Origin of the sequence: Streptomyces sp. CA-181903, from assembly GCF_050937075.1 — a bacterium.
In the GTDB taxonomy this organism is placed as follows: domain Bacteria; phylum Actinomycetota; class Actinomycetes; order Streptomycetales; family Streptomycetaceae; genus Streptomyces.
Map to the genome: position 1 here is coordinate 5,851,774 of NZ_JBNJLY010000001.1, position 19,507 is coordinate 5,871,280.

At 70.6% G+C, this 19,507-nt stretch carries 14 protein-coding genes; 10 read left to right on the forward strand and 4 right to left on the reverse strand.

What is annotated here, in order from left to right; genetic code table 11:
- Nucleotides 1-32: 32 nt before the first annotated feature.
- The 4 genes from ACQEVS_RS26120 to ACQEVS_RS26135 all read right to left on the reverse strand — a co-directional run bounded on the left by ACQEVS_RS26120 (nucleotide 33) and on the right by ACQEVS_RS26135 (nucleotide 6,330).
- Nucleotides 33-176, reverse strand: coding sequence for a hypothetical protein (locus tag ACQEVS_RS26120; protein ID WP_433024102.1), 144 nt, complete (start codon nucleotides 174-176; stop codon nucleotides 33-35).
- Between the two features lie 192 nt (nucleotides 177-368).
- Entirely contained in the window at nucleotides 369-1,313 is a 945-nt protein-coding gene (locus ACQEVS_RS26125; protein WP_433024104.1) for an FG-GAP repeat domain-containing protein, read from the reverse strand.
- A 41-nt stretch (nucleotides 1,314-1,354) separates the two neighbouring features.
- Nucleotides 1,355-2,296, reverse strand: coding sequence for an FG-GAP repeat domain-containing protein (locus tag ACQEVS_RS26130; protein ID WP_433024106.1), 942 nt, complete (start codon nucleotides 2,294-2,296; stop codon nucleotides 1,355-1,357).
- An 89-nt stretch (nucleotides 2,297-2,385) separates the two neighbouring features.
- On the reverse strand, nucleotides 2,386-6,330 hold the full coding sequence (locus tag ACQEVS_RS26135) for a GH92 family glycosyl hydrolase (RefSeq protein ID WP_433024108.1): 3,945 nt from the start codon (nucleotides 6,328-6,330) through the stop codon (nucleotides 2,386-2,388).
- A gap of 446 nt (nucleotides 6,331-6,776) precedes the next feature.
- Here ACQEVS_RS26135 and ngcE point away from each other — a divergent pair, with 446 nt between their 5' ends.
- The 10 genes from ngcE to ACQEVS_RS26185 all read left to right on the forward strand — a co-directional run bounded on the left by ngcE (nucleotide 6,777) and on the right by ACQEVS_RS26185 (nucleotide 19,501).
- Nucleotides 6,777-8,222, forward strand: coding sequence for an N-acetylglucosamine/diacetylchitobiose ABC transporter substrate-binding protein (gene ngcE, locus ACQEVS_RS26140; protein ID WP_433024110.1), 1,446 nt, complete (start codon nucleotides 6,777-6,779; stop codon nucleotides 8,220-8,222).
- 61 nt (nucleotides 8,223-8,283) lie between these two features.
- A complete protein-coding gene (locus ACQEVS_RS26145; protein WP_433024112.1) occupies nucleotides 8,284-9,198 on the forward strand; it encodes a carbohydrate ABC transporter permease in 915 nt (304 codons plus the stop codon).
- Nucleotides 9,199-9,271: 73 nt separating this feature from the next.
- Complete coding sequence (locus ACQEVS_RS26150; RefSeq protein WP_433024114.1) at nucleotides 9,272-10,192, forward strand: carbohydrate ABC transporter permease; 921 nt, start codon at nucleotides 9,272-9,274, stop codon at nucleotides 10,190-10,192.
- A 56-nt stretch (nucleotides 10,193-10,248) separates the two neighbouring features.
- Nucleotides 10,249-10,704, forward strand: a complete 456-nt coding sequence (locus tag ACQEVS_RS26155) for a DUF1707 SHOCT-like domain-containing protein (protein WP_433024116.1) — start codon at nucleotides 10,249-10,251, stop codon at nucleotides 10,702-10,704.
- 231 nt (nucleotides 10,705-10,935) lie between these two features.
- Nucleotides 10,936-12,138, forward strand: coding sequence for an ROK family transcriptional regulator (locus tag ACQEVS_RS26160; RefSeq protein WP_433024118.1), 1,203 nt, complete (start codon nucleotides 10,936-10,938; stop codon nucleotides 12,136-12,138).
- Between the two features lie 168 nt (nucleotides 12,139-12,306).
- On the forward strand, nucleotides 12,307-13,413 hold the full coding sequence (locus ACQEVS_RS26165; RefSeq protein ID WP_433024120.1) for a substrate-binding domain-containing protein: 1,107 nt from the start codon (nucleotides 12,307-12,309) through the stop codon (nucleotides 13,411-13,413).
- A 26-nt stretch (nucleotides 13,414-13,439) separates the two neighbouring features.
- Nucleotides 13,440-14,219: an ATP-binding cassette domain-containing protein gene (locus tag ACQEVS_RS26170; RefSeq protein WP_433024122.1), complete on the forward strand. Its 780-nt coding sequence runs from the start codon at nucleotides 13,440-13,442 to the stop codon at nucleotides 14,217-14,219.
- The gene (locus ACQEVS_RS26175; protein WP_433024124.1) at nucleotides 14,216-15,493 is read left to right on the forward strand and encodes a sugar ABC transporter permease; all 1,278 of its coding nucleotides are present in this window, start codon (nucleotides 14,216-14,218) and stop codon (nucleotides 15,491-15,493) included. The genes ACQEVS_RS26170 and ACQEVS_RS26175 overlap by 4 nt, the downstream gene beginning before the upstream one ends.
- 272 nt (nucleotides 15,494-15,765) lie before the next feature.
- The gene (dxs, locus tag ACQEVS_RS26180) at nucleotides 15,766-17,736 is read left to right on the forward strand and encodes a 1-deoxy-D-xylulose-5-phosphate synthase (RefSeq protein ID WP_433024126.1); all 1,971 of its coding nucleotides are present in this window, start codon (nucleotides 15,766-15,768) and stop codon (nucleotides 17,734-17,736) included.
- Nucleotides 17,737-17,971: 235 nt separating this feature from the next.
- Complete coding sequence (locus tag ACQEVS_RS26185; protein WP_433024128.1) at nucleotides 17,972-19,501, forward strand: amino acid permease; 1,530 nt, start codon at nucleotides 17,972-17,974, stop codon at nucleotides 19,499-19,501.
- Nucleotides 19,502-19,507 lie beyond the last annotated feature (6 nt).

Below are 19,507 nucleotides of genomic sequence, written 5' to 3' on the forward strand. Positions count from 1 at the left end.
CACCGCCCCCGTGCCCCGGAGCCGAGGTCCCCTTACGCTCGCGCGGAGTCCCCGAGGGACGGTTCCAGCAGGTTGAACGCGCGGACCGCCTCCGCTCCCACGACCTCGGCCACTTCGTCGTCGCCGTGTCCGGCCGATGTGAGGGCCTGGACGCGGCCGAAGAGGACCCGGTGCACGCCGCCCGGCACCGCGGCGGCGGCGCGTCTTCTTGGCGACGCGTGCGGCGTCCGCGATCTCGGCGAGGGCGGCCTTCGGCGGCCGGCCGGCCGGCGCGGCGCGGGGGAGTGACGCCGGACGGGCCCTGACGCGCCTGTGGCGCCCCTCCGGGTGGAGGGGCGCCACAGGCTGCCGTTGGAGCTGACGGTACGTCAGAACATCAGGCGGTACTGGCCGAAGCCCGTCCCCACCTTCACCGAGCCCTTGAAGGGCTCGTTCTGCTTGCCGGTGCCCTTGTAGAGCCACAGCGCGCCGGACTTGTCCCGCGCCAGCAGGTCCGCGTGGCCGTCGCCGTCGACGTCGCCGGTGCCGACCAGCAGGTCGAACTTGTTCCAGCCACCGCCGATCTTCGTGCGGCCCGCGAAGGGCTTGTTCAGGTCGCCGGTGCCCTTGTAGAGCCAGAGCGTGCCGGACTTGTCGCGGGCGACGATGTCCGTCTTGCCGTCACCGGTGAGGTCGCCGCGGCCGGCGACCGCCGTGAACTGGCCCCAGCCGCCGCCGACCTTCTTGCGGGCGGACAGCTTGCCGAGGATGTCGGCCTGGTAGACCCACAGGACGCCGGACTTGTCGCGCGCGAGCACGTCACCGTAGGCCGAACCGCCCAGGTTGCCCGGGGAGAAGACGGTGTCGTACATGCTCCAGCCGGTGCCGACGCGCTCGGTGTAGCCCTTGTCGGCGTACCACGCCTCGTTGTTCTTCTGGACGTAGTAGTGGCCGTCGCCCTCGCCGAACCGGTCGTGCCGCTGGGTCGCCAGCCGCATCTGCTTCCAGGCGTTGCGGGAGGCGTTGGTGTTCTTGCCCGCCTTGCGGGAGGTGAGGCCGCCCTTGCCGTTGGGCTGGTACGAGTAGTAGTCGCCCTTGTTGTCGATGGCGTTGAGCACCAGGAAGGGCGCCGCGCCGCTCGGGTCGGCGACGGTGGCCTTGGCGGTGGCCTTGGTGGCCGTCGCCGTGGAGGCGAGCCGGCCGGCCGGGGGCGCGGCAGGCCCGTCGGCCAGCGCCGTACCGGCGGTGCCGGCCACGAGGGCGGCGGCGATCGCCGTGGTGACGACGCGGGGGAGCGCGCGGCCGCCGGAGCGGCGGCCGTTGGTGTGGGTCATGTAAGACTCCGTACGAAAAATCCGAAGAACGAGAAAGTGTCTCAGAAGACCAGGCGGTACTGGTTCCAGCCCGACGCGTCGATCTTCATCCGCGACTGGTAGGGGGAGGACGCCTTGCCGGTGCCCTTGTAGAGCCAGAGGGCGCCCTTGCCGTCGACCGCGAGCAGGTCGGCGTGGCCGTCCCCGTTCACGTCGCCCGTCGCGACGAGCTTGGTGAACTGGTTCCAGCCGCCGCCGATCTTCGTCCGGGCGGCGAAGGGCTTGTCGATGTCGCCGGTGCCCTTGTAGAGCCAGAGCGTGCCGGACGTGTCGCGGGCGACGATGTCCGCCTTGCCGTCGCCGGTGAGGTCGCCGCGGCCGGTGATCGCGGTGAACTGGCCCCAGCCGCCGCCGACCCGCTTGCGCGGGGCGAGCTTGGCGTAGTCGCGGCCGAGCTTGCCGTTGGCCTGGTGGACCCAGAGGACGCCCTGCTTGTCGCGGGTGAGGAGGTCGGAACCATAGGTTCCGCCGAGCTCACCCGGGGTGAAGAAGGTGTCGTAGCCGCCGAAGCCGCTCGCCATCTTGCTGGAGTGGCCGGCGGTGCCCTGGTACGTCACGTCGCCGTTGTCGAGGAGGCTGTAATCGCCGTCGACGCGGCCGTCGCGGTCGTGGTCGACGAACGTCTCCGCCTTGGTGTGCGCCCAGTTCGCGGCAGTGTTGTCGCCGAGCGGCTTCAGACCGCCCTTGCCGTTGGGCAGGTAGATGCGGGCGACGGACTTGCCGACGGCGCCGACGGGCAGGACCGGCGCGGCACCGGTCGGCTTCTTGGCGGCGGCGGCAGCGGAAGCGACCTGCGCGCCCGAGGTCTGCGCGGCGGCGACCCCGGCCGTCCCCCGACCAGGGCCACGGCGACGGCGGCCGTGACGAGGCGCGAGAGACCGCGCCCGGAAACGCGCGGAACGTGAGAAACGCGCGAAGCGGTAGTCATGGAAAGTTCCCCCCAACCATGAAAAAAGCACTGCAGTGCTGCCCGCCGCACACCGGCGAGCAGCACTGGATCTTCACAGACTCTACACAGGCTTCCCGGCCTCAACTACCGCTGGGGCGACCCCAACAGCTCCATCTCGGCCAAGCTCGCCTCGCCACCCAAGACTTTCAGCCGGTAGTGGCGGTAGGCGACCGGAGCGCGCAGCGAGAACACCCGCGTCTGCCGGTCCCATGTGAAGGACTCGCCTTCCCGTCGATCGGTTGCGGTCCAGTCCCGCCCGTTGTCGGAACCTTCGAGCACCCACCCGCGCGGTGCCCGGGCCCGGTCGGCGGAGGTGAGGGTGTACGAGGTGACGCGGGAGCCGGCGGTCACCTCCAGTGGGACGGTGGTGACGGTGGCGGCGGTGCGGGAGGTGTTGTCGGTGAGGGCGGAGCCGTCCGGGACGGTGACGTCGGACAGCGGTGCCGGGACCTTGTCGTCCCGGGTGATCGAGGTGGGCCCGGCGTTCTCGCCGGAGGCCCAGGAGGACGGCTCGGGGCCCATGTCGAATTCGAGCGTGGCGCCGTTCGCCACCACCGAGTGCGGCAGCGCCGTCGAGTTCCAGGGCTTTCCGTCCACGGTCAGCCCCTGCACGTACACGTTCCGCGCGCTGTTGCGCGGTGCCTTGACCACCAGGTCGCGGCCGTTCTCCAGGTGCACGGTCGCCTTGGTGAACAGCGGCGACCCGATCGCGTACTCGCCCTGTCCCATCACCAGCGGATAGAAGCCGAGCGCGCTGAAGACGTACCAGGCGGACATCTCGCCGTTGTCCTCGTCGCCCGGGTAGCCCTGCCCGATCTCGCTGCCCAGGTACAGGCGGGAGAGCACCTCGCGCACCTTCGCCTGCGTCTTCCACGGCTGCCCGGCCGCGTCGTACAGGTAGGCGATGTGGTGGGAGGGCTGGTTGCTGTGTCCGTACATGCCCATGCGGACGTCCCGGGCCTCGGTCATCTCGTGGATGACCCCGCCGTACGAGCCGGCGAACTCCGGCGCGCCCGACTCCGGGGTGGCGAAGTAGGCGTCGAGCTTCTTCGCCAGCCCGGACCGGCCGCCGTACAGCGCGGCGAGGCCGCGGGTGTCCTGGGGGGCGGTGAAGGCGAAGTTCCACCCGTTGGTCTCGGTGTAGTCGTGGCCCCAGACCCGCGGGTCGTACGCCTCGGGGGACAGCCGCCACGAGCCGTCCTCGTTCCGGCCCTGGAAGAAGCCGATCCGCCGGTCGAACAGCTTGACGTAGCCGCGGGCGCGGTTGAGGAAGTACTCCGACTCCTCCCGGTACCGCTCCTTGTGCGTCTTCGCGTAGAGCGACTGGCCCATCCGCGCCAGCCCGAAGTCGTTGAGGTAGCCGTCCAGCGCCCAGGACATGCCCTCGTGCGTCTTCGTGCTCGTCCAGCCGAGGAAGACGGACGTGTCCATGCCCTTGCGGCCGGTGCCGGGGTCGGTCGGCGCGACCGTCGCGTTCTTCAGCGCCGCCTCGTACGCGGCCTCGGCGTCGAAGCGGACGCCCTTCGCGTGGGCGTCGGCGAAGGCGATGTCGGAGCTGGTGCCCGTCATCAGGTCGGCGTAGCCGGGGGAGGACCAGCGCGAGACCCAGCCGCCGTCCTTGAACTGCTGCACGAAACCGTCCACCATCCGCCCGGCCTGCCCGGGGGACAGCAGGGAGTACGCGGGCCAGGTGGTGCGGTAGGTGTCCCAGAAGCCGTTGTTGACGTAGACCTCGCCGTCGACGATCCGGGCACCGGTGCGGGTGGGGGTGGACGCGCCGGTGGGCGGGGAGAACGGGCTGGCGTAGCGGTACTTGGGACGTTCGGTCGAACCGGTGTTCTCGAAGCCGGAGTTGGGATACAGGAAGAGGCGGTAGAGGCCCGAGTACAGGGTGGTGAGCTGGTCGGCGGTGGCGCCCTCCACCTCCACCCGGCCCAGCAGCCTGTCCCAGGCGTCCCGGGCCCGGTCGTGGACGCGGGCGTACGGCGTCCCGGCCGGGATCTCCTGCTCCAGGTTGGCCTTCGCCTGGTCGGTGCCGATGAGCGAGGTGGCGATCCGCAGGGTGACCGTGCGGTCGGCGCCCGGCCGGAACCGCAGATAGCCGGTGACGTCGCTCCCGTCCCCGGCCCCGCCGCGCCCCAGCTTCCCGCCGCCGGTCACCGGGGCGTCGAAGGCGCCGTACACGTACAGCCGGCCGGCCCCCGTCGACAGTCCGCTCCTGACGTCCGACCAGCCGGTGAACGTCCCGTGCGCGGTGTCCAGCGTCAGGCCGCCGGCGTTGGTGACGTTGTCAAGGATGACGTTGGCGTTTTTCACGGAATCAGTCGGAAAGGTGAATCGCATCATCGCCGCGTGGTCGGTGGGCACGATGTCGGCCTTCAGCCCGTTGTCGAAGGTGACGCCGTAGTGGTGGGGCGTGGCCGTCTCGCGGGAGTGGTGGAAGGGGAGGGCTCGGGCGGTGCGCGAGGCGTCGGGGGTGCCGGCCGCGACCGAGGGCATCACCTGGAAGGTCTGCCGGTCGCCCATCCAGGGGCTGGGCTCATGGCTCGCCGAGAACGCCTGCAGGGTGGGCAGGTTGTCGGCGTTGTTCGCCGCCGCGTACCGGTAGAGCCAGCTGGTGGAGCCCGCGTCGGTCACGGGCGTCCAGAAGGTGAAGCCGTGCGGGACGGCGGTGGCGGGGAAGGTGTTGCCGCGGGAGAAGGAGGAGCTGGAGAGGGTGCCGCGGGTGGTGAGGGCACGGTCCGCGGGGTGCGCCGGGGTCTTCTCCTCGGGCGCGGGGGCCAGGGACACGTCGTCGATCCAGCCCCGGAACGGCGCGGGGCCGTCGGGGGCGTCGTAGGCGACGAGGACGCGCGCCACGGTCTTGCCCGCGGCGACGCGTCCGATCGCCGCCTCCTTGTTGTTCCACTGGTTGACGTACAGCGTCTTGGAGTCCGCCTGGCCGCGCGGTGTCAGCGGCGCGCCGTGCTGGTCCCGGGCGTCCAACTGGCTGAGGTAGGTGCCGTCGGTGAAGGCGAGGTCGAGGGAGACATGGGTGGCGGGGTAGCGGGGGTCACGCTCGGCCATGGCGGGGAAGATCCTGTACGCCAGCCGGGTGCGCGCGGTGACCCGCACGTTCACGGCGAAGACCTTGTTGTAGGCGTAGGCGCGGCCCTTGGCGCGGTGGGTGCCGCCGTAGCGCAGGGCGTGCTTTCCGGTGAAGCCGGCGCGCGGCTTGGCCGTGGGGGAGGCGGACGGGCCGGTGTCGGGGTACGTGCGCATGGCCGCGGGCGGGGGAGTGCCGGGGTCCGCCGTGGCGAACTGCACCTCGGCGAGCTGGGTGAGCTCGTCCCCGGCGTTGCCCGTGATCTCAAGACGGAAGTGGCGGTAGGGGGAGCTGCTTGCCAGAGTGAACTGCCGTGTCTGGAGCCGTTTTTCGAAGTCCTCGCCGTGCCGGGTGTCGAGGGCCGTCCAGCTCTTCCCGTCCGCCGAGCCGCGCAGCGTCCAGTCCCGGGGATCGCGGCCGGGGGCGTCATTGGCGGAGGTGAGGGCGTAGCGGGCGACGGCGACCGGCTCGGAGAGGTCGAACTCCAGCCAGGCCGTCCGCTGCCGGACCAGCCACTTGCTGCCGGGCTCGCCGTCGACCAGGTTCTCCTTGATCTCGCCGCCCTCGGCGTTCTCGCCGCTGGCCCGGACGGTGGTCACCTTGTCGGTGGCGTTGCCGGGGATGCCCTGGCCGTCGCCGCCGTCGACCCCCGACGACCTGGCCCGGCCGTCCGGGCCGGTCTCGGCCGTGTTGCGCCAGTCGGGGCGGGGGTCGCCCGGTTCGAAGGAGGACGCGAAGCTTTCCTCCGCCCGTGCGCCGCTTTCCTCCGTCTGCGCGCCGCTTTCTTCCGCACGTGCGCCGGCCGCCGTGTCCGCGGCCCTCCCGGTGGGCGCCGCGGCCGCGCCGGACGGGGCGATCTGAGGGGCCGTCACCAGTATGGCGGCGACCAGGAGGGCCGCGGGCCGGGCGAGCGCCCGCCGGCGACGTCTGAGTCTCTGTCTCATCCCTTGCCTCTCCCGAAGGCAGACAACGTTGTCACCCGGATCGCGCTCTGTTAAGTAGGGCGTGAGGCTCCAGTGCTGTCAAGGGTCACGGGGCTGGTGTCGCCCGGTGTCGGAGAGGTCTCAACTCGGGAAAGACTGACGGTCAAAGACGCTTCCGATCTTGCCCAGTTGGTGAGAAGTGGACTATACCTGTCGGCGTCCGGGGCGACCCCGCGTCGCCGTGGCCGGAACCGGGGGAACACCGGGGCCCATCGAGGGGGCGAGCCGACGGCTCCGCCCGGGCGCCTCCCCCGGCGTACACCCAGCGCACCCAGCACGTCCTGCACGCTCAGCACATCCAGCACGCCCAGCTTCCACCGAACCGCGGTGTCGTGCCCTACGTCGAGCCGACTGCACAGGGGAGACCGCCACACCGCCTGAGTCCTGGAGAAGGCGAGGACTTGAGCATGGGATCCACCTCGGAATTCAGCCGGCGCGACCTCATCAAACGCGCCGCGGCGCTCGGCCTGGTGGCCGTACCGGCGATGAGCGCGCTCAGCGCCTGCGCGTCCGGCGGCGACGACGATGACGCCAAGCCCGACAAGCCGGCCGGCGGCGGCGGTGGCGCGGGCGAGATGAAGCCGCTGAAGGTGAACGCCTCGGCCCCGCTCGACGTGGTCATCTTCGACGGCGGCTTCGGCCAGCAGTACGCCAAGGACGCGGAGGCCGAGTACAAGAAGGCGTACCCGCAGGCAGAGATCAAGCACACCGGCACCCAGGACATCGCCCCGCAGATCCAGCCCCGCTTCAACGGCGGCACCCCGCCCGACCTCATCGACAACTCCGGTGCCAAGCAGATGGACCTGGGCACCCTCGTCGGCCTCAAGCAGCTCACCGACCTCAACGCCCTGCTCGACGCGCCCTCCCTCGACGACCCCAAGAAGAAGGTGCGGGACACCCTCCGCCCGGGCGTCGTCGAGATGGGCCAGTTCGACGGCGACGAAGTGTGGGTCTTCTACTACGCCTACACCGTCTACGGCGTCTGGTACTCGAAGACCAATCTGGAGAAGCTCGACGCCCAGTACCCGGAGACCTGGGACGAGATGCTCAAGCTCTGCGAGAAGGCGAAGAAGAAGGGCATCGCCGGCTGGACGTACGCGGGCCAGCACCCGTACTACATCCCGTTCAGCCTCTACCCTTTCATCGCCAAGATCGGCGGCACCGAGGTGCTGGACCGCATCGACAACCTGGAGCCGGACGCCTGGAAGCACCCGGCCGTCAAGGCCGCCTTCGAGGCGTACTACGAGCTCTACAAGAAGGGCTACATCCTGCGGGGCACCGCGGGCCTCGACCACATCCAGTCGCAGACGGCGTGGAACGAGGGCAAGGCGCTGTTCATCCCGAACGGCTCGTGGGTGGAGAACGAGTCCAAGAAGATGACGCCGAAGGACTTCCGGATGGCGGTCGGCGCGCCGTCCAGCCTGGACAAGAGCGACAAGATGCCGTTCGGGACCATCTGGGCGTCCGGCGGCGAGCCGTTCATCGTGCCGAAGAACGCCAAGAACGCGCAGGGCGGCATGGAGTTGCTGCGGATCATGCTGGGCAAGAAGTCCACGCAGAACTTCATCAAGGCGGTCTCCTCCCTCACCTCGCTCAACGGCGGCACTGAGGGCCTCACCCTGCCGCCCGGGCTGGCGTCGTCCCAGGAGGCACTCGCCAAGGCCGGCCGGAACGTGGTCAACCCCCGGCTCCAGGACTGGTACGTCACCCTGGAGAAGGAGAAGATCGGCAAGGCGGCGCTCGGCCTGATGATGGACGGCCGGCTCACCCCCGACGAGGCCATCAAGAAGATCCAGAAGTACACCGACGAGACCCGCAAGGACGACTCCGTCAAGAAGTACAAGCACAAGTAACCCGTCACGCACCGTCCCGCGCCAAGGCGGCACCCGTCACGGAAGATCGGGGTCCGAGGTCATGCAGCACGGTAAGTACCGTTTCATCGCCGGGTTCCTGCTGGTCCCCCTGGCGATCTACGGGGTCTTCGTCGTCTCGCCGTTCGTCCAGGCCATCTACTACTCCTTCACCAACTGGACGGGCTTGAGTTCGAAGTTCAGGATGACGGGACTGAAGAACTACCAACGCCTCTGGGACGACGAGCTGTTCTGGAAGGCGCTGGGGCACAACCTCCTGCTGCTGCTCCTGCTGCCCTTGGTGACGCTGGGACTCGGCCTGTTCTTCGCCTTCATGCTCAACGTCGGGGGCCGCCGCCGGAGGAACGCGGCGGTGGCCGGCGTCCGCGGCTCCGGCTTCTACAAGATCGTCTACTTCTTCCCGCAGGTGCTGTCCATCGCCATCGTCGCCCTGCTGTTCAAGTTCGCCTACAACCCCAACAGCGGGGCGATCAACTCCTTCCTGGACGAGATCGGCCTGGGCTCCCTCCACCCGGACTGGCTGGGCGACCCGGACCTGGCGCTGTGGTGCGTGACGGCGGTGATGGTCTGGAGCAACGTCGGCTTCTACGTGGTGCTGTTCTCCGCCGCGATGAGCGCCATCCCCAAGGACTTCTACGAGGCCGCGCTGCTGGACGGCGCCAACCGGGTCCAGACCTTCTTCCGGATCACCCTGCCGCTGCTCTGGGACACCGTCCAGACCGGCTGGGTCTACATGGGGATCATGGCCCTGGACGGCTTCGCGGTCGTCCAGATCATGATGGACGGGCCGGGCCCGGACTACTCCACCGAACTGCTCACCTACTACCTCTACACCAAGGCGTTCACCGACGGGCAGGCCGGCTACGCGACGGCCCTGGGCGTGGCGCTGCTCATCGTCACCATGCTGTTCGCGGGCATCGTGATGAAGCTCGGACGGCGCGAACGGCTGGAGTACTGATGCGCGCGCCCGGCCCCGTCCGTCCGCCGGTGACGCCGGCCGTCCGTCCGCACAACCACCCGGGGGTGGCACCGTGACCGTGCAAGCCGAGCCGTCGGACCGTCCGGACGCCCCCGCGCCGGCCGCCCCGCCGGAGAAACGGACGCGGGGCGCGGGCGGCGAGCGCGAGGGCGGCGTCCTGAACGTCTTCTCGCACGGCGTCCTCGTCATCTGGGGCCTGATGGTCACCCTGCCGCTGCTCTGGGCGGTGATGAGCGCCTTCAAGACCGACAAGGAGATCTTCTCCTCGCCCTGGTCGCTGCCGAAGAGCCCGGACTTCGGGGCGTGGAGCCGCGCCTGGTCCCAGGCGCACATGAGCGAGTACTTCCTCAACTCGATCGTGGTGGTGGCCGGTTCGCTGTTCGGCACCATGCTGCTGGGTGCGATGGCCGCCTATGTGCTGGCCCGCTTCGACTTCCCCGGCAACCGCTTCGTCTACTACCTGTTCGTGGGCGGGATGAGCTTCCCGGTGATCCTCGCCCTGGTGCCGCTGTTCTTCGTGATGAAGAACATGGCGCTGCTCAACACGTATCACGGCCTGATCCTCGTCTACATCGCCTATTCGCTGCCCTTCACCGTCTTCTTCCTGACCGGTTTCTTCCGGACGCTGCCTTCTTCGGTCGCGGAGGCGGCGATGCTCGACGGCGCGTCGCACACCCGGACCTTCTTCCAGGTGATGCTGCCGATGGCCAAGCCCGGCCTGATCAGCGTGGGCATCTTCAACTTCCTCGGCCAGTGGAACCAGTACCTGCTGCCGGCGGTGCTCAACGTCGGCGACGACGACAAGAAGCTGCTGCCCCAGGGCCTGGTCGCGCTGGCGGCCAGCCAGCGGTACAAGGGCGACTGGTCGGGTCTCTTCGCGGGCCTGGTGATCGCGATGCTGCCCGTCCTGGCCGCGTACATCGTCTTCCAGCGCCAGGTGCAGTCCGGGCTGACGGCCGGCGCGCTCAAATAGGCGCGGGGGTCGCGGGCCCGGCTCCCGCCGCCCCGGCCGACGATACGATCATGCGCGTGACCCAGCTCGACAGCACCAAGCTCCGTATCGGCGACGACGAACGCGACGAAGCCATCGAAGCCCTGACGACGCACAGCCGCCAGGGTCGGCTGACCATCGACGAGTACGGGGAGCGGGTGGAGGCCCTCAACGAGGCCCGCACGCGGGCGGACGTCCTGGCCCTCTTCGAGGACCTCCCCGAGCCCCGCCCGGCCCTCGCCGGCGCCGCCCCGGGCACCGCCCTCGCCCGGCCCGGCTCCCCGGCGGCCCCGGCCCCCGCCCGGACCGCGGCCCCGGAGGCCGCCGACCGCCCCGGCCGCTTCACCGGCGCCTTCCTCGGCGTCCCCGTCGGCGCCGTCGCCGCCGCGGGCGTCAGCTACGCCACCGGAAGCTGGCTCTTCATGTTCCTCGCCGGGCCGATCGCCTTCGCGGCGGACCGCCTCTCCCACCGGATGCGGCGCGAGCGGGACTGAGCCGCGCCCGGGCGCCGCCGGAGAGCCCCGCCCGTCCGCCCCGACCGCCTCCGAGCGGTGATCCGTACCATGGGAGGGCCCCGCCCGACGCCGTCGCGGTGTTCGGAGCCTTGACGCGTTCCCGGGTGTGCGGCTGAGCTTAGAGTTCATATGTTGTACGGATACCGGGCTCCACTGTCGCAGCCCGGTGGCCGGGGCGGCGGTCGTGCCGTGCCGACGAGGCGGGAGTGGATGGGCGTGGAGACTCCGGGGTCGCAGTCGTCGCTGCACCGGGCCAACCTGGAGCGGGTCGTCCGCGCGGTGCGCAGGTCGGGGGCGCTCACCCAGGCGGAGATCGCCCGGACCACGGGACTGTCGGCGGCCACCGTCTCCAACATCGTCCGTGAGCTCAAGGACAACGGCACCGTCGAGGTGACCCCCACCTCCTCCGGCGGCCGGCGGGCCCGCAGCGTCTCGCTCTCGGGCGACGCCGGGATCGTCGTCGGCGTCGACTTCGGCCACACCCACCTGCGCGTCGCCATCGGCAACCTGGCCCACCGGGTGCTCGCCGAGGAGGCCGAGCCGCTGGACGTGGACGCCTCCGCCACCCAGGGCCTGGAACGGGCGGAGCACCTGGTCAAGACGCTGATCGCGGCCACCGGCATCGAGCCCGGGAAGATCGTCGGGGTGGGCCTGGGCGTCCCCGGGCCGATCGACGAGTCCGGCGTCCTCGGCTCGACGGCGATCCTGCCCGGCTGGGCCGGCACCAACCCCCGCGACGAGCTCGCCACCCGGCTCGACGTCCCCGTCCACGTCGACAACGACGCCAACCTCGGCGCGCTCGGCGAACTGGTCTGGGGCGCCGGCCGCGGGGCCGCCGACCTCGCGTACATCAAGGTCGCCAGCGGCGTCGGCGCCGGTCTGGTGATCAACGGACAGATCTACCGGGGCCCCGGCGGCACCGCGGGCGAGATCGGCCACATCACGCTGGACGAGTCCGGGCCCGTCTGCCGCTGTGGCAACCGCGGCTGCCTGGAGACCTTCACCGCCCACCGCTACGTCCTGCCGCTGCTGCACTCCGCCCACGGCCCGGACCTCACCGCGCCGCGCATGGTCCGGCTCGCCCGCGACGGCGACGCCGGCTGCCGCCGGGTGATCGCGGACGTCGGCCGGCACATCGGCAGCGGCGTGGCGAGCCTGTGCAACCTGCTCAATCCCAGCCGGGTGGTGCTCGGCGGCGACCTCGCGGAGGCCGGGGAACTCGTCCTCGCGCCGATCCGGGAATCGGTCGGCCGGTACGCGATCCCCAGCGCCGCACGGCAGTTGGAGGTCGTGCCGGGCGCGCTCGGCGGCCGGGCCGAGGTGCTCGGCGCGCTCGCCCTCGTACTCAGCGAGATGGGCGACTCCTCGCTGCTGGACGGATCGCCGGCGGCGGACGCGCCCGGTCACCTCTGATCGCTGTCCGGGTGCTTTCCACAACACGCCCCTTGAGTTCACGCACATAACGCATGGCATCGTTGCCATCTCGTTAAGGATTGACTTCTTGACGCCTCTTTGCGGTCCGAGTTGACTTCCGGTCACCTCGGCCGCAACGGCGCGGCCATGTCAGGGAGGTATCCGTACGTGAACACGCAACTGCGTCGCGCCGCGGTGGCCGTCGTCGCTCTGTCGACGGCCGTCACCCTCGCCGCCTGCGGCAAGGCCAAACAGGCCGGTGACAACGGGGACAAGAAGGAGAAGAAGGGGTCGCTCACCATCGGGCTGCTCCTTCCGGAGAACCAGACCGCGCGGTACGAGCGTTTCGACAAGCCGCTGCTCGAAAAGAAGATCAAGGAATTGGCGGGCACCAGCGCCACCGTCCTCTACGAGAACGCGAAGCAGGACGCCTCCGTCCAGCAGCAGCAGGTCGACACCATGATCACCAAGCGGGTCGACGCGCTGATCGTCGACGCCGTGGACGCCAAGTCGATAGCGAGCTCGGTGAAGAAGGCCCACGACAAGGGAATCCCCGTCGTCGCCTACGACCGGCTCGCCGAGGGCCCGGTCGACGCCTACACCTCCGTCGACAACGAACGGGTCGGGAAGATCCAGGGCGAGTCGCTGCTCAAGGAACTCGGCGACAGCGCCGGCAAAGGGCAGATCGTCATGATGAACGGATCGGTCACCGACCCCAACGCCAAGATGTACAAGGACGGCGCCCATTCCGTGCTCGACGGAAAGGTGAAGATCGGCAAGGAGTACGACACCAAGGAGTGGAAGCCGGAGAACGCCAACGAGAACATGAAGGGCGCGATCTCCTCGCTCGGCAAGGAGAACATCGTCGGCGTCTACTCGGCCAACGACGGCATGGCGGGCGGCATCATCACCGCGCTCAAGAGCGCCGGCTTCGACAGACTCCCCCCGGTCACCGGCCAGGACGCCGAACTCTCCGCCGTCCAGCGGATCCTCGCCGGCGAGCAGTTCATGAGCGTCTACAAGCCGTACGTACCCGAGACGGAGGCCGCGGCCACCATGGCCGTCGCGCTCGCGCAGGGCAAGAAGCTCGACGGCACCGCTAAGACCACCGTCGACAGCGGCAGCGAGAAGAAGATCCCCGCGATCATCGTCGACCCCTTCGCCCTCACCAAGTCCGACATCCCCAAGTACGTCGGCAAGGAGGGCTTCTTCACCCTCCGCGAGATCTGCACCGACAAGTACAAGTCCGCCTGCGACACCGCCGGCCTCAAGTAGGGCGCGCGCCCGAGGAGCTGATCCACATGTCCGCTGCGCCCGTACTGGCGTTGCGCGGGATCTCCAAGCGGTTCGGTGCCGTCCAGGCGCTGACCGACGTGGAGCTGGAGATCCGTCCCGGTGAGGTGGTCGCCCTGGTGGGCGACAACGGCGCCGGCAAGTCCACCCTCGTCAAGACCATCGCGGGCGTCGCGCCCGCCGACGACGGCGTCATCGAGTGGGAGGGGCGGCCCGTCACCATCGACCGGCCGCACACCGCCCAGGAGCTCGGCATCGCCACCGTCTACCAGGACCTCGCCCTCTGCGACAACCTCGACGTCGTCGGCAACCTCTTCCTCGGCCGCGAGATCTCCCGCGCCGGAGTGCTGGACGAGGTCGGGATGGAGCGCCGGGCCCGCGAGCTGCTCGCCGCCCTGTCCATCCGCATCCCCAGCGTCCGGATCCCCGTCGCCGCCCTCTCCGGTGGCCAGCGGCAGACCGTCGCCATCGCCCGCTCGCTGCTGGGCGAGCCCAAGGTCGTCATCCTCGACGAGCCCACCGCCGCGCTCGGCGTGGAACAGACCGCGCAGGTCCTCGACCTGGTGGAACGGCTCCGCGAACGGGGCCTCGGCGTGATCCTGATCAGCCACAACATGGCCGACGTCCAGGCCGTCGCCGACCGTGTCGCGGTGCTGCGCCTCGGCCGGAACAACGGGGTCTTCGCCGTGCGCGGCACCTCCCAGGAAGAGATCGTCTCGGCCATCACCGGCGCCACTGACAACGCTGTCACCCGCCGGAAGGCCCGCATCACGGAGGACCGGGCATGACCACCGACCTCTCCAAGAGCCCCGACGGCCCCCAGCCCGTCGCGCCCGCCGCCGTCACCCCCGTCGACCCCCGGCTGCTGGTCCGCGAGGAGGGCTTCGCCGGCTACTGGTCCGAATTCGTCCGCAAGCTGCGCAGCGGCGAACTGGGCTCGCTGCCCGTCGTCGTCGGCCTCATCGTCATCTGCCTGGTGTTCCAGCTCCAGGACTCGGCCTTCCTCGGCGCCGAGAACCTGTCCAACCTCTTCATCACCGCCGCCGGCACCGGCCTGATCGCCGTCGGCATCGTCTTCGTCCTCATCCTCGGCGAGATCGACCTCTCCGTCGGCTCGGTCAGCGGACTGGCGGCGGCCGTCTTCGCGGTCCTCAACGTCAACCACGGCATGCCCGAATGGCTCGCCCTGATCCTGGCGATCCTCACCGGCACGGTCGCCGGGGTGCTCCACGGCTTCTTCTTCGCCCGGATCGGCGTCCCCGCGTTCGTCGTCACCCTGGCCGGCCTGCTGGGCTGGAACGGCCTGATGCTGGAGGTCCTGGGCGCCAACGGGACGATCAACCTCGACGACTCCGGGCTGGTCGCCAAGCTCACCAACCACTACTTCGAGGACATCTCGGCCGCCTACGGACTGGCCACCGCCACCGTCCTGGCCTACTTCCTCGTCGCCTGGCGGGACGCCCGCCGGCGGGCCGCCGCCCAGGTGCCCAGCCGCCCGCTGCCCGAGATCGTGCTGCGCACGGGCGCCCTGGCGGTGCCCGCCTACGCGGTGGCCTGGGTGTTCAACCAGTACAAGGGCCTCCCGCTGGCCGTGGTGATCTTCCTGGGCATCGTCGTCGCCCTCGACCTGGTGCTGCGCCGCACGCGCTACGGCCGCAAGGTCTTCGCCGTCGGCGGCGGCGTCGAGGCGGCCCGCCGGGCCGGCATCGACGTGGGCGCCGTCCGGATCTCCGTCTTCGCCCTCTCCGGGACGATGGCGGCGCTGGGCGGGATGTTCCTGGCCTCGCAGATCAACGCGGCGAACCAGTCGTCGGGGGCGGGCAGCCTGCTGATGAACGCGATCGCGGCGGCGGTCATCGGTGGGACGAGCCTGTTCGGTGGGCGGGGGAAGACGTGGTCCGCGCTGCTGGGTGTGTTGGTGATCCAGTCGATTGCTTCCGGGATGGCGCTGCTGGGCATTGCCTCCGCCGTGCAGTACATGATCACGGGTGCGGTGCTGCTGGCCGCGGTCGTGATCGACTCGGTGTCGCGGCGGACGCAGCGGACGGCGGGGCGGGTGTAGCGCCTGCGGCGGGCTGTGCCCCTGGCCCGCCCTTTCACCGATTCCTGGGGCGCTGCCCCAGACCCCGAAACCGCGCTCCGCGCGGTTGTCCTCAAACCCCGGACGGGCTGAAAGCAGCCCGTCCGGGCATGCTTGCACCAGACACCCCCGGTCCGGCCCCGCCGGTCGCGGGCCGTCCGGGTGACATACAACCCCTCACCCGTTCACCGCCACGCCAAGCGGAAGATTAGACTCGACCGACCGGCAAAGCTCGACAGCTTAAGGAGGCACGGGTGGCCCTGCTGACCCGCATCAGGGAACCGCGCGATCTTGACCGGCTGAGCCCCGAGCAGCTCGACCGGCTGGCCGCGGAGATCCGCACCTTCCTCGTCGACGCCGTCTCCAAGACCGGCGGCCACCTCGGCCCCAACCTCGGTGTGGTCGAGCTCACCATCGCCCTGCACCGCGTCTTCGAATCGCCCAAGGACAAGGTCCTCTTCGACACCGGGCACCAGTCGTACGTGCACAAGCTGCTCACCGGCCGCCAGGACTTCTCCCGGCTGCGGGCGAAGGACGGCCTCTCCGGCTACCCCTCGCGGGCCGAGTCGGAGCACGACGTCATCGAGAACAGCCACGCCTCCACCGTCCTCGGCTGGGCCGACGGCCTCGCCAAGGCCAACCAGGTCCTCGGCCACGACGACCGGCACGTCGTCGCCGTCATCGGCGACGGCGCCCTCACCGGCGGCATGGCCTGGGAGGCGCTGAACAACATCGCCGTCGCCAAGGACCGCCCGCTCGTCATCGTCGTCAACGACAACGAGCGCTCCTACGCGCCCACCATCGGCGGCCTCGCCAACCACCTGGCCACCCTGCGCACCACCGACGGCTACGAGCGCTTCCTGGCCCGCGGCAAGGACCTGCTGGAGCGCACCCCGGTCGTCGGCAAGCCGCTCTACGAGACGCTGCACGGCGCCAAGAAGGGCCTCAAGGACTTCATCGCCCCCCAGGGCATGTTCGAGGACCTCGGCCTGAAGTACGTCGGCCCCATCGACGGCCACGACATCGAGGCCCTGGAGTCCGCGCTCCAGCGCGCCAAGCGCTTCGGCGGTCCGGTGATCGTCCACTGCCTCACCGAGAAGGGCCGCGGCTACCAGCCCGCCGAGCAGCACGAGGCGGACCGGTTCCACGGCATCGGCGTCATCCACCCCGACACCGGCCTGCCCGTCGCCGCCTCCGGCGCGAGCTGGACGTCCGTCTTCGGCGACGAGATGGTGGCGCTCGGCCGTGAGCGCGAGGACATCGTGGCGATCACCGCCGCGATGATGCAGCCGGTCGGCCTCGGCAAGTTCGCCAAGGAGTTCCCCGACCGCGTCTACGACGTCGGCATCGCCGAGCAGCACGCCGCCACCTCCGCGGCCGGCCTGGCCACCGGCGGTCTGCACCCGGTCTTCGCGGTCTACGCCACCTTCCTCAACCGCGCCTTCGACCAGGTCCTCATGGACGTGGCCCTGCACCGGTGCGGCGTCACCTTCGTCCTCGACCGCGCGGGCGTCACCGGTGACGACGGCGCCTCGCACAACGGCATGTGGGACATGTCGATCCTCCAGGTCGTCCCCGGCCTGCGGATCGCCGCCCCGCGCGACGCCGACCAGGTCCGCGCCCAGCTCCGCGAGGCCGTCGAGGTCGACGACGCCCCCACCGTCGTGCGCTACTCCAAGGGCACGGTCGGACCGGCCGTCGAGGCCGTCGGCCGGGCCGGCGGCATGGACGTGCTGCGCCGCCCCGCGGACGGCACGAACCGGGCCGACGTCCTGATCGTCTCCGTCGGCGCGCTCGCCCCGATGTGCCTGGAGATCGCCGACCTCCTCGACAAGCAGGGCATCTCCTCCACCGTCGTCGACCCGCGCTGGGTCAAGCCGGTCGACGAGGCGCTGCCCGGCCTCGCGCGGGAGCACCGCGTCGTCGTCACCGTCGAGGACAACGGCCGGGTGGGCGGCGTCGGTTCGGCCGTCGCCCAGGCGCTCCGCGACGCCGGCGTGGACTTGCCGCTGCGCGACTTCGGCATTCCGCCGCGCTTCCTCGACCACGCCTCCCGCAAGGAGGTCATGGCGGAGATCGGGCTGACCGCCCCGGACATCGCCCGCCAGGTCACCGGCCTCGTCGCCAAGCTCGACGGGACGTCCGTCGCGGTCGGCGTCACGGAGGCCGCCGAGGCCGCCGTGCTCCCGGGCGCGGACGAGCCGGGCGAGCCCGTCCGCGACTGACCGGGCCACCGGACCCCGACGAGGGCCGGTCGGACCATCCTCCCGGGTGGTCCGGCCGGCCCTCGCGCATACCCCCGGCCGCCCTCCATCGGGTGAATCCGGGGCAGGGAGGCTGTGGCCCCCGGGCCGGGCCCCGAACATCGCGGACACTCGCTCAGTTCAGGGACGACGCGGGGCGGCGCCGACGCGGCGCGCCCGCGGGGCGGCGCGAGCCGCGACTGGTGGAGGTGGGCCGATGACCACGGAGCGACCGACCCGGAACGACCGCGGCAGGAGCGGGGTGTTCCGGACCAAGACGGTGGAGCAGTCCATCCGGGACACCGAGGAACCCGAACACGTCCTCAAGAAGTCCCTCTCCGCCCTCGACCTCACCGTCTTCGGCGTGGGCGTCGTCATCGGCACCGGCATCTTCGTCCTCACCGGCAAGGTCGCCAAGGAGAGCGCCGGCCCGTCCGTGGCCCTGTCCTTCGTCCTCGCCGGCATCGTCTGCGCGCTGGCTGCGCTGTGCTACGCCGAGTTCGCGTCCACCGTGCCGGTGGCCGGCTCCGCGTACACCTTCTCGTACGCCTCGCTCGGCGAACTGCCCGCCTGGATCATCGGCTGGGACCTGATCCTGGAACTGGCACTGGGCTGCGCCGTCGTCTCCGTCGGCTGGTCCGGCTACATCCGCTCGCTGCTCGACACCGCCGGCTGGCACTTCCCCGCCGCCCTCTCCGGGCCGCACCACGGCGCGTTCGGCTTCGACCTGCTCGCCTGCGTGCTGGTGCTGGTGCTCACCGCGGTCCTGATCGGAGGGATGAAGCTGTCGTCACGCGTCACCGCCGTGGTGGTCGGCGTGAAGGTGACGGTGGTCCTCATCGTCATCATCGCCGGCTCCTTCTTCGTCAGCGGCGCCAACTACGACCCGTTCATCCCGCCCTCCCAGGGCACCGCGGGCGGCAGCGGCCTGGCCGCCCCCCTCTCCCAGCTCCTCTTCGGGTTCACGCCGTCCCACTTCGGCGTCATGGGCATCTTCTCCGCCGCCGCCGTGGTCTTCTTCGCCTTCATCGGCTTCGACATCGTCGCCACCGCCGCCGAGGAGACCCGCAACCCGCAGCGCGACGTGCCGCGCGGCATCCTCGGCTCGCTCGCCATCTGCACGGTGCTGTACGTGGCCGTGTCCGTCGTCGTCACCGGCATGGAGAAGTACAGCCGGCTCTCCGTCGACGCACCGCTCGCCGACGCCTTCAAGGACGCCGGACAGCCCTTCTGGGCCGGGCTGATCAGCTTCGGCGCGGCCGTGGGCCTCACCGCCGTGTGCATGATCCTGCTGCTCGGCCAGAGCCGGGTGTTCTTCGCGATGAGCCGCGACGGGCTGCTGCCGCGCGTCTTCTCCACCGTGCACCCCCGCTTCGGCACGCCCTACCGCTCCACGCTTCTCCTCGGCGCCGTCGTGGCCGTCGTCGCCGGGTTCACCTCCATCGACGTGCTGGCCGAACTGGTCAACATCGGAACCCTCTTCGCCTTCGTCGTCGTCGCCCTCGGCGTCATCCTGCTGCGCCGGGCCCGCCCCGACCTGCCGCGCGCCTTCCGCACCCCGTTCGTGCCCGTCGTGCCGGTGCTGTCCGTGCTGGCCTCGTTCTGGCTGATGCTCAATCTGCCGGCGGAGACGTGGCTGCGGTTCGCCGTGTGGATGGCTGTGGGCGTCGTCGTCTACTTCGCGTACGGAAAGCGGCACAGCAGGGTGGCGGCGGAGGCGGCGCGACCGGGGCCGGGAGGACGGTGACGGGGG